The following is a 10,884-nucleotide window of genomic DNA, read 5'->3' as shown; positions in this document are numbered from 1 at the left end:
AATGACGATTAAACACCATTGCCTGCGCAATGGTGTTTTTATCTGCTTTATACTTGGGGACGACGCCCTGGCGGTAAAGCAAAGACGATAAAAGCGTGCCAGGGATGGATATTCAAAAAAGAGTGAGTGACATGGAACCAAAAACAAAAAAACAGCGTTCGCTTTATATCCCTTACGCTGGCCCTGTACTGCTGGAATTTCCGTTGTTGAATAAAGGCAGTGCCTTCAGCATGGAAGAACGCCGTAACTTCAACCTGCTGGGGTTACTGCCGGAAGTGGTCGAAACCATCGAAGAACAAGCGGAACGAGCATGGATCCAGTATCAGGGATTCAAAACCGAAATCGACAAACACATCTACCTGCGTAACATCCAGGACACCAACGAAACCCTCTTCTACCGTCTGGTAAACAATCATCTTGATGAGATGATGCCTGTTATTTATACCCCAACCGTCGGCGCAGCCTGTGAGCGTTTTTCTGAGATCTACCGCCGTTCACGCGGCGTGTTTATCTCTTACCAGAACCGCCACAATATGGACGATATTCTGCAAAACGTGCCGAACCATAATATTAAAGTGATTGTGGTGACTGACGGTGAACGTATTCTGGGGCTTGGTGACCAGGGCATCGGCGGGATGGGCATTCCGATCGGTAAACTGTCGCTCTATACCGCCTGTGGCGGCATCAGCCCGGCGTATACCCTTCCGGTGGTGCTGGATGTCGGAACGAACAACCAACAGCTGCTTAACGATCCGCTGTATATGGGCTGGCGTAATCCGCGTATCACTGACGATGAATACTATGAATTCGTTGATGAATTTATCCAGGCTGTGAAACAACGCTGGCCGGACGTGCTGTTGCAGTTTGAAGACTTTGCTCAAAAAAATGCGATGCCGTTACTTAACCGCTATCGCAATGAAATTTGTTCTTTTAACGATGACATTCAGGGCACTGCGGCGGTAACAGTCGGCACACTGATCGCAGCCAGCCGCGCGGCAGGTGGTCAGTTAAGCGAGAAAAAAATCGTCTTCCTTGGCGCAGGTTCAGCGGGATGCGGCATTGCCGAAATGATCATCGCCCAGACCCAGCGCGAAGGATTAAGCGAGGAAGCAGCGCGGCAGAAAGTCTTTATGGTCGATCGCTTTGGCCTGCTGACGGACAAGATGCCGAACCTGCTGCCTTTCCAGACCAAACTGGTGCAGAAGCGCGAAAACCTCAGTGACTGGGATACCGACAGCGATGTGTTGTCACTGCTGGATGTGGTGCGCAATGTAAAACCAGATATTCTGATTGGCGTCTCAGGACAGACCGGGCTGTTTACGGAAGAGATCATCCGTGAGATGCATAAACACTGTCCGCGTCCGATCGTGATGCCGCTGTCTAACCCGACGTCTCGCGTGGAAGCCACACCGCAGGACATTATCGCCTGGACCGAAGGTAACGCGCTGGTCGCCACTGGCAGCCCGTTTAATCCTGTGGTATGGAAAGATAAAATCTACCCTATCGCCCAGTGTAACAACGCCTTTATTTTCCCGGGCATCGGCCTGGGTGTTATTGCTTCCGGCGCGTCACGTATCACCGATGAGATGCTGATGTCGGCAAGTGAAACACTTGCTCAGTATTCGCCGCTGGTCCTGAACGGCGAAGGTCTGGTACTACCGGAACTGAAAGATATTCAGAAAGTCTCCCGCGCAATTGCGTTTGCGGTTGGCAAAATGGCGCAGCAGCAAGGCGTGGCGGTCAAAACGTCTGCTGAAGCTTTGCAACAAGCCATTGACGATAATTTCTGGCAAGCCGAATACCGCGACTACCGCCGTACCTCCATCTAAGCCTGCACCCGGTAGTGAAGGCTACCGGGCTATTTCCCTCTCCCTTTTTCAGATCTCATCCATACTGGGTAGTGGCGAATAAATCTCATTTGCCTCACCTGCTATGCAGAACATCATCCGAAAAGGAGGAACTATGAAGACTGCAGTTGTTACGAAGGATCATCATGTTGACGTTACGGATAAAACACTGCGCTCACTGAAACATGGCGAAGCCCTGCTGAAAATGGAGTGTTGTGGTGTATGTCATACCGATCTTCATGTTAAGAATGGCGATTTTGGTGACAAAACCGGCGTAATTCTGGGCCATGAAGGCATCGGTGTGGTGGCAGAAGTTGGCCCAGGTGTCACCTCATTAAAACCAGGCGATCGTGCCAGCGTGGCGTGGTTTTACGAAGGATGCGGTCATTGCGAATACTGTAACAGTGGTAACGAAACGCTCTGCCGTTCAGTTAAAAATGCCGGATACAGCGTTGATGGCGGGATGGCGGAAGAGTGCATCGTGGTCACCGATTACGCGGTAAAAGTGCCAGATGGTCTGGACTCGGCGGCGCCCAGCAGCATTACCTGTGCGGGGGTCACCACCTACAAAGCCGTTAAACTGTCAAAAATTCGTCCCGGTCAGTGGATTGCTATCTACGGTCTTGGCGGTCTGGGTAACCTCGCCCTGCAATACGCAAAGAATGTCTTTAACGCCAAAGTGATCGCCATTGATGTCAATGATGAGCAGTTAAAACTGGCAACCGAAATGGGTGCAGATTTAGCGATTAACTCACGCACCGAAGACGCCGCCAAAATTGTGCAGGAGAAAACCGGTGGCGCTCACGCTGCGGTGGTAACAGCAGTAGCTAAAGCTGCGTTTAACTCGGCAGTTGATGCTGTCCGTGCAGGCGGTCGTGTTGTGGCTGTCGGTCTGCCGCCGGAGTCTATGAGCCTGGATATCCCACGTCTTGTGCTGGATGGCATTGAAGTGGTCGGTTCGCTGGTCGGCACGCGCCAGGATCTAACCGAAGCCTTCCAGTTTGCCGCCGAAGGCAAAGTGGTGCCGAAAGTCGCCCTGCGTCCGTTAGCGGACATCAACACCATCTTTACCGAGATGGAAGAAGGCAAAATCCGTGGCCGTATGGTGATTGATTTCCGTCACTAAGAGGTCTTTGCTGCGACTCCCATGTTCGGGTCGCAGCATCGCACACTCTCCAACATGAAATGGCTAAATGGATTATTGTTGCGTAGGAAGGAACAATAATGATAGTGTTCCCAGAGAAGTAACGCTACTGAGAGTAAAGACACTAATGAAAATGGCCAATCATCCCCGCCCGGGGGACATTATTCAGGAATCACTGGACGAACTTAATGTCAGCCTGCGCGAGTTTGCCAGAGCAATGGAAATTGCGCCCTCAACGGCAAGCCGATTGCTGACCGGAAAAGCAGCTTTGACGCCAGAAATGGCAATTAAACTTTCCGTGGTGATCGGCAGTTCGCCGCAAATGTGGCTGAATCTGCAAAACGCCTGGAGTCTGGCAGAGGCAGAAAAAACGGTGGTTGTGTCGCGATTACGCCGTCTGGTTACGCAATAAAAAATGGCACCTTATAAAGCGCCATTTGAAACTGATGACAAACGCAACATTGCCTGATGCGCTACGCTTATCAGGCCTACACGTTCACTTCAATCTATTGTATTTGAAGGGTTTTCATGCCGGATAAGGCATTCACGACGCATCCGGGATGAACAAAGCCCACGTTGTCTACAATATGAAAATGGCGCCTTTTACAGCGCCATTTTCAGCTTAAAGTTCAAAAGAGATTATATCCCTTCTTCACTCTCTTTTTTCGCTTCTGCCTTCTCGATTTCACGATACCAGCGCGGATGGTGTTTCTTCGCCCAGCGACGGCTCACCTTCCCTTCGATCATCCCTTTAATCGACCCTTTCACCCAGAATGCCATATACATATGGATCAGGATGGCGTGGATCAGGATGATACCCGCAGCCGCGTGGATCAGCAGGCTGTAGCGAACAACCTGCATCGGGAAGTACTGCGCAAAGTACGGACGCCAGATAATCACCCCGGTCACCAGCAGCACGAAAATCATGCTCATGATCGACCAGAACATCATCTTTTGCCCGGCGTTGTACTTACCAACATCCGCCACTTTGTGCTCATTGCCTTTTAATACTTCGACAATGTTCAACAGCCACGGAATATCTTTCTTATCCGGGATGTTGTGATGCACAAAACGCACAAACATAAACATCAGTGCGACGAAAATCGCAATGCCGAAGAACGGGTGCAAAATGCGTCCCATCTGCGGCGTACCGAAGGTTTGCGTCAGCCATTGCAGCGTCGGGAAGAAGAACGAAATCCCGGACAGCGCCACCAGGAAGAAGCAAATCACCACGGTCCAGTGACAGGCGCGATCAATAAATTTGGTGCGCACAATCATTTTCGACTTACTCATGATGATCCTCCTCGTCATCGTCCACTTCCTTATTCGGGCCAATACCGATGTAGTGGAAAATCAACCCGGCAAAAGTGGCAATAAAGCCAGCCGCTGCCAGCGGTTTCAACGCGCCTTTCCACAGGCTTACCGAGGTGTCGATCTTCGGATCTTTCGGCAGACCGTGATACAGCTCCGGCTGATCGGCGTGATGCAGCACGTACATAACGTGCGTACCACCGACCCCTTCCGGGTTGTAGACGCCAGCATGTTCGTAACCACGCGCTTTCAGTTTCGCCACGCGCTGTTCCGCCAGCTCCAGCATCTCCTTCTTGGTGCCGAAGTGGATAGCCCCGGTCGGACAGGTTTTCACACAAGCCGGTTCCTGGCCGACGCTGACGCGATCGACGCAGAGCGTGCATTTATATACCCGGTTATCCTCTTTGTTGAGGCGCGGAATATTAAACGGACACCCGGCAATGCAGTAACCACAGCCGATGCAGTTTTCCGACTGGAAATCGACAATCCCGTTAGCGTACTGAATGATTGCACCAGCAGACGGGCACGCCTTCAGGCAGCCCGGATCTTCACAGTGCATACAGCCGTCTTTACGGATCAGCCACTCCAGCTTGCCATTCTGTTCGGTTTCGCTAAAGCGCATCACCGTCCAGGACTTGGCGCTCAGATCGGCGGGGTTATCGTAAACACCGACGCAGTGCCCCACTTCATCACGGATGTCGTTCCACTCCGAACACGCCACCTGACAGGCTTTACAGCCGATACAGGTGGAAACGTCGATAAGTTTCGCGACTTCTGCTTTGTAATCACGCACCTGAGAAGGCGGCGTGATGGAGTTAGTTGCGGACCTTTTGATAATATCCTGCGTTTCCATAGCCATCTGTTCGCCCCCTTACGCCTTCTCGATGTTGACTAAGAACGCTTTATATTCCGGCGTTTGCGAGTTTGCATCACCGACATTCGGCGTCAGAGTGTTAGCGATATAACCTTTACGCGCGACACCCTCAAAGCCCCAGTGGATTGGAATACCCACCGTTTCAACCTGCTGACCGTTTACATTCAGCGGTTTCAGACGGCGCGTTACCACTGCCACCGCGCGGATAAAGCCTCGCTTGCTGGAGACAGTGACACGATCGCCATTATTAATGCCTTTCGCCGCCGCCTGCGTTTCGCTGATTTCCACAAACTGTTCCGGCTGAGCAATTGCGTTGAGCAACGCGTGCTTGGTCCAGGTGTGGAAGTGCTCGGTCAGACGATAGGTCGTACCCACATACGGGAACTGCTCTTTTTTACCCATCCGCAGCGCGTCTTGTTCATACAGACGAACAACCGGGTTAGACACCACGTTCGGATGCAGCGGGTTAGTGCCCAGCGGCGTTTCAATCGGCTCGTAGTGTTCCGGGAACGGACCTTCCGCCATTTTGTTGATGGCAAACAGGCGTCCCATCCCTTCCGGCTGCATAATAAACGGCCCGGTTGGCGTACCCGGTGCGGCATTGCCGAAGTCCGGAATATCGTTACCCGTCCACTTGCTGCCGTTCCACTGGATCAGCATCCGTTTCGGATCCCACGGTTTACCGTTGATATCCGCCGAAGCACGGTTGTAGAGTACGCGACGGTTGAGCGGCCACGCCCAGGCCCATCCCAGCGTATTCCCCAGACCGGACGGGTCGGAGTTATCGCGGTTTGCCATCTGGTTACCCTGCTCTGTCCAGCTACCGGTGTAGATCCAGCAAGAAGATGCGGTTGTACCGTCATCACGCAGATGCGCAAAGCTACTCAGCAACTGACCTTTCTTCGCAATCAGCACGCCATTAGCATCATAGAGATCTTCCAACGCATAGCCGTTGTTCTCTTTAGCTACTTCGTCAGATTGCGGTTCGTGCGGCTGCTTGTAGTTCCAGCTCATCTTCATCAGCGGTTCTACGCCTTTACCACCTTCGGCCTGGTACAACTCGCGCAGATGATGGTAGATACCCGCCAGAATTTCGCCGTCGTTACGCGCTTCGCCCGGCGCGTCCTGACCTTTCCAGTGCCACTGCAACCAGCGACCGGAGTTAGCGATAGAACCATCCTCTTCAGCAAAGCAGGTCGAAGGCAGACGGAATACTTCAGTCTGAATAGACGCCGGATCGACATCGTTCGACTCGCAGTGGTTCTGCCAGAAGGTAGAGGTTTCAGTCACCAGCGGATCGATAACCACCATGTACTTCAGTTTGCTCAGGCAGCTCACCACTTTGTTTTTATCCGGGAAGGACGCAACCGGGTTAAAGCCCTGGCAGAAATAACCGGTGACTTTGCCTTCATCCATCATGTTGAAATACTTGATGACGTCGTAGGTCTGGTCCCACTTCGGCAGCCAGTCATAGCCCCAGTTGTTCTCTTTCTGCGCGGCATCGCCATAGAAAGATTTCATCAGGCTAACGAAGAACTTCGGATAGTTGCTCCAGTAGTTCACCTGATCAGCCAGCGTCGCTTTCGGCGTGTTCGCTTCCAGATACGACTGCAAATCAACCTGTTTTTCTGACGGCAGCGTCAGATAACCTGGCAGGCTGGTAGAGAGCAGACCTAAGTCAGTCAGCCCCTGAATGTTGGAGTGACCACGCAATGCGTTCACGCCGCCACCGGCCATACCCATGTTACCGAGCAGCAACTGGATCATCGCCATAGTACGGATGTTCTGCGCACCCACGGTGTGCTGCGTCCAGCCCAGCGCGTACAGGAAGGTGGTTGTGCGATCCGGTGCGCTGGTGGAGGCCAGCACTTCACACACTTTCAGGAAGTCGGCTTTTGGCGTACCACAGATGTTTTCAACAACGTCCGGCGTGTAGCGGGAAACGTGCGCTTTCAGCAGGTTCCACACACAGCGCGGATGAGTCAGTGTTTCATCGCGTTTCGCATAGCCGTTTTCATCGAACTGATAGTTCCAGGACGATTTGTCGTACTGGCGTTTTTCAGCGTCATAACCGCTGAACAGGCCATCTTCGAAAGCAAAATCATCACGCACCAGTAGGCTGGCGTTGGTGTAATGTTTAACGTATTCGGCGTTGATTTTGTTGTTTTCGATCAGGTAGCGCAAAACGCCAGACAGGAACGTAATGTCCGTACCGGAACGAATAGGTGCGTAAATATCCGCCACAGAAGCGGTACGCGTAAAACGGGGATCGACAACGATCAAGGTTGCATCGTTGTTGTTTTTCGCTTCCATCGCCCAGCGGAAACCGACGGGATGCGCTTCAGCAGCGTTACCGCCCATTACCATTACGACGTTAGCGTTTTTGATATCCACCCAGTGGTTGGTCATAGCACCTCGACCAAATGTTGGAGCAAGACTTGCTACCGTTGGTCCGTGTCAGACGCGCGCCTGGTTGTCTACCGCCAGCATCCCGAGGGAGCGGGCAAATTTCTGGGTCAGCATCCCGGTTTCGTTGCTGGCACCGGAGGCACACAGCATACCGGTAGAAAGCCAACGGTTTACCGTTACGCCCTGCTCGTTCTTTTCAATAAAGTTAGCGTCACGGTCAGCTTTCATCAGCTTCGCAATACGGGAGAATGCTTCTTCCCAGCTAATGCGCTGCCATTTGTCAGAACCTGGCGCACGATATTCCGGGTAGCGCAGACGGTTTTCACTGTTGACGTAATCCAGCAAACCGGCCCCTTTCGGGCACAGCGCACCACGGCTTACCGGATGATCCGGGTCACCTTCAATGTGATAAATCGCTTCTCTGGCGTTTTTTGCGCCATCACCCAGGCTATACATCAATAGCCCGCAACCTACGGAACAGTATGTGCAGGTGTTACGGATCTCTTTAGCGCGTAATAATTTGTAGTTTCGCGCCTGAGCCAGTGCTTGCTTCGGGGCAAAGCCCAATGCCGCTACCGTTGTTCCAGCCATACCTCCCGCGCAGATTTTAAAAAATTGTCTGCGACTGACGTCCATTGCTTTCCTCTTTTTTCAGGGGTATTACTGCGCGAGGAAACTAACAGTAAAATTCTGAATCTTTTTGCGCGAAATCAAAAAGAACACGTGTTTGCCACAAAATAATCCGCCTGCGCAAATTGACCTACCTCAATAGCGGTAGAAAAACGCACCACTGCCTGACAGGCCAGTTAAAAAAATGCTATAAAATTCAGCTTAATTTTTAACGGCAAGAGAGACAAAACAGCGAGCATGACACGACAAAAAGCAACGCTCATAGGGCTAATAGCGATCGTCCTGTGGAGCACGATGGTAGGATTGATTCGCGGTGTCAGCGAGGGGCTCGGCCCGGTCGGCGGCGCAGCTGCTATCTATTCATTAAGCGGGCTGCTGTTAATCTTCACGGTTGGATTTCCGCGTATTCGGCAGATTCCGAAAGGCTATTTACTCGCCGGGAGTCTGTTATTCGTCAGCTATGAAATCTGTCTGGCGCTTTCCTTAGGGTATGCGGCGACCCGTCATCAGGCGATTGAAGTGGGTATGGTGAACTATCTGTGGCCCAGCCTGACAATTCTCTTTGCCATTCTGTTTAATGGTCAGAAAACCAACTGGCTGATTGTACCAGGATTATTATTAGCCCTGGTCGGCGTCTGCTGGGTGTTAGGCGGTGAGAATGGGTTACATTATGATGAAATCATCAATAATATCACCACCAGCCCATTGAGTTATTTCCTGGCGTTTATTGGTGCGTTTATCTGGGCAGCCTATTGCACAGTAACGAATAAATACGCACGCGGATTTAACGGAATTACCGTTTTTGTCCTGCTAACGGGAGCATGTCTGTGGATTTACTATTTTCTCACGCCACAACCAGAAATGGTATTTAGCACGCCCGTCATGATTAAACTCATCTCTGCGGCATTTACCTTAGGATTTGCTTATGCTGCATGGAATGTCGGTATATTGCATGGCAATGTCACCATAATGGCGGTAGGCTCGTATTTTACGCCTGTACTTTCCTCAGCGCTTGCAGCCGTGCTGCTCAGCGCCCCGCTGTCGTTCTCGTTCTGGCAAGGCGCGCTAATGGTCTGCGGCGGTTCCCTGCTCTGCTGGCTGGCGACACGTCGTGGTTAAAATAATTGCCGGGTCTACGGCCCGGCAGTTAATCAGATAAATTCCGACAATATTAAAAAATAAATTTCAAATACCAGTAATTCACCTTATATCTCATTTCGACTTCGATCACATATCGATAAATAATATTATTTCATCTATTTTTCTCATTGTTTTTAATCACCATTCTATTTTAAAAACAGTATGTCATTTATAAATGACGCCGTTTAAAATTCGTTTAGAAAATACGTTTAACGATAATTAAAAGGATTCTGTTAAATGAAATTAAAAATAGTTGCGGTGGTTGTAACTGGTTTGTTAGCTGCGAACGTAGCACACGCTGCCGAAGTCTATAACAAGGATGGTAATAAACTCGACCTTTATGGCAAGGTTACCGCTCTACGTTATTTTACTGATGATAAGCGTGACGATGGTGATAAAACTTATGCCCGTCTCGGCTTTAAAGGAGAAACGCAAATCAATGATCAAATGATTGGTTTTGGTCACTGGGAATATGATTTTAAAGGCTATAACGATGAAGCCAACGGCTCGCGCGGCAACAAGACCCGTCTGGCCTATGCTGGTTTAAAAATTAGTGAATTTGGCTCTCTGGACTATGGTCGTAACTACGGTGTCGGCTACGACATTGGTTCATGGACCGATATGTTGCCAGAATTTGGTGGCGATACCTGGAGTCAGAAAGATGTCTTCATGACATACCGTACCACCGGTCTAGCAACCTATCGCAACTACGATTTCTTTGGCTTAATTGAAGGGCTGAACTTTGCCGCGCAATATCAAGGCAAAAATGAACGTACTGACAACAGTCATCTTTATGGTGCTGACTACACGCGTGCCAACGGTGACGGTTTCGGTATCTCCTCAACTTATGTTTATGATGGCTTTGGTATCGGTGCGGTATATACCAAATCCGATCGGACAAATGCGCAGGAAAGAGCCGCTGCTAATCCTCTCAATGCCTCCGGTAAGAATGCAGAACTATGGGCCACAGGTATAAAGTATGATGCCAACAACATCTACTTTGCAGCTAATTACGCTGAAACATTAAACATGACCACCTATGGGGATGGTTATATCTCTAACAAAGCACAAAGTTTTGAAGTGGTGGCGCAATATCAATTCGACTTCGGCTTGCGCCCATCACTCGCTTACCTGAAATCGAAAGGCAGAGATCTGGGCCGCTACGCCGACCAGGACATGATTGAGTATATCGACGTTGGTGCGACGTATTTCTTCAACAAAAATATGTCGACCTATGTTGATTATAAAATCAACCTGATTGATGAAAGCGACTTTACCCGTGCCGTAGATATTCGCACCGATAACATCGTCGCTACGGGCATTACCTATCAGTTCTAACGTCCTCTCCTGACCAGCCCTTCTCTGGGCTGGTTTTTGATTTAAGTGCTGCTGTATGACTCCTTAAGTAAAAATGAGCAATTTTTGATATTTCTGGTCATTCACCTCAATTAATATTATTCCATATCCTCCGGGGACATCTTACTATAATATTTATTGATGAGTGATTATGACCAATATTAATACAGCTT

At 50.3% G+C, this 10,884-nt stretch carries 8 protein-coding genes; 5 read left to right on the top strand and 3 right to left on the bottom strand.

Features of this window, described 5'->3' with window-relative positions; translation table 11 throughout:
* Positions 1–131: 131 nt before the first annotated feature.
* The 3 genes from maeA (at position 132) to ACUU1I_RS16970 (ending at position 3,403) form a co-directional block, all read left to right on the top strand.
* A complete protein-coding gene (maeA, locus tag ACUU1I_RS16980; RefSeq protein ID WP_000433464.1) occupies positions 132–1,829 on the top strand; it encodes a malate dehydrogenase in 1,698 nt (565 codons plus the stop codon).
* Between the two features lie 133 nt (positions 1,830–1,962).
* Positions 1,963–2,973 carry an alcohol dehydrogenase AdhP gene (adhP, locus tag ACUU1I_RS16975; protein WP_000845078.1) on the top strand — a complete coding sequence of 337 codons (1,011 nt, stop codon included), beginning with the start codon at positions 1,963–1,965 and terminating at the stop codon, positions 2,971–2,973.
* 145 nt (positions 2,974–3,118) lie between these two features.
* Positions 3,119–3,403, top strand: coding sequence for a HigA family addiction module antitoxin (locus tag ACUU1I_RS16970; RefSeq protein WP_005050353.1), 285 nt, complete (start codon positions 3,119–3,121; stop codon positions 3,401–3,403).
* A 227-nt stretch (positions 3,404–3,630) separates the two neighbouring features.
* On the opposite strand, the gene fdnI is transcribed toward ACUU1I_RS16970, so the two are convergent.
* Genes fdnI through fdnG form a run of 3 tightly spaced genes read right to left on the bottom strand, consistent with a single transcriptional unit; the run spans position 3,631 to position 8,221 of the window.
* Entirely contained in the window at positions 3,631–4,284 is a 654-nt protein-coding gene (fdnI, locus tag ACUU1I_RS16965; RefSeq protein ID WP_000045648.1) for a formate dehydrogenase-N subunit gamma, read from the bottom strand.
* Complete coding sequence (gene fdnH / locus ACUU1I_RS16960) at positions 4,277–5,161, bottom strand: formate dehydrogenase N subunit beta (RefSeq protein WP_001240582.1); 885 nt, start codon at positions 5,159–5,161, stop codon at positions 4,277–4,279. The genes fdnI and fdnH overlap by 8 nt, the downstream gene beginning before the upstream one ends.
* Before the next feature lie 12 nt (positions 5,162–5,173).
* Positions 5,174–8,221: a formate dehydrogenase-N subunit alpha gene (gene fdnG / locus ACUU1I_RS16955; RefSeq protein ID WP_449144864.1), complete on the bottom strand. Its 3,048-nt coding sequence runs from the start codon at positions 8,219–8,221 to the stop codon at positions 5,174–5,176.
* 231 nt (positions 8,222–8,452) lie between these two features.
* Between fdnG and yddG the strand changes: the two genes are divergently transcribed.
* Both yddG and ompC read left to right on the top strand, forming a co-directional pair.
* Positions 8,453–9,334 carry an aromatic amino acid efflux DMT transporter YddG gene (gene yddG / locus ACUU1I_RS16950; protein ID WP_000198219.1) on the top strand — a complete coding sequence of 294 codons (882 nt, stop codon included), beginning with the start codon at positions 8,453–8,455 and terminating at the stop codon, positions 9,332–9,334.
* A gap of 258 nt (positions 9,335–9,592) precedes the next feature.
* The gene (gene ompC / locus ACUU1I_RS16945; protein ID WP_000768386.1) at positions 9,593–10,693 is read left to right on the top strand and encodes a porin OmpC; all 1,101 of its coding nucleotides are present in this window, start codon (positions 9,593–9,595) and stop codon (positions 10,691–10,693) included.
* The last annotated feature ends 191 nt before the right edge of the window (positions 10,694–10,884 follow it).

The organism is Shigella sp. SIG3 (assembly GCF_053555855.1).
The sequence above is the reverse complement of the archived record's forward strand: the minus strand, read 5'-3'. Positions and strand labels throughout refer to the sequence as shown.

Excerpts from the sequence above, each read along its gene's own strand:
- maeA (WP_000433464.1), top strand. The coding sequence starts at position 132 with ATGGAACCAAAAACAAAAAAACAGCGTTCGCTTTATATCCCTTACGCT.
- adhP (WP_000845078.1), top strand. The coding sequence starts at position 1,963 with ATGAAGACTGCAGTTGTTACGAAGGATCATCATGTTGACGTTACGGAT.
- ACUU1I_RS16970 (WP_005050353.1), top strand. The coding sequence starts at position 3,119 with ATGAAAATGGCCAATCATCCCCGCCCGGGGGACATTATTCAGGAATCA.
- fdnI (WP_000045648.1), bottom strand. The coding sequence starts at position 4,284 with ATGAGTAAGTCGAAAATGATTGTGCGCACCAAATTTATTGATCGCGCC.
- fdnH (WP_001240582.1), bottom strand. The coding sequence starts at position 5,161 with ATGGCTATGGAAACGCAGGATATTATCAAAAGGTCCGCAACTAACTCC.
- yddG (WP_000198219.1), top strand. The coding sequence starts at position 8,453 with ATGACACGACAAAAAGCAACGCTCATAGGGCTAATAGCGATCGTCCTG.
- ompC (WP_000768386.1), top strand. The coding sequence starts at position 9,593 with ATGAAATTAAAAATAGTTGCGGTGGTTGTAACTGGTTTGTTAGCTGCG.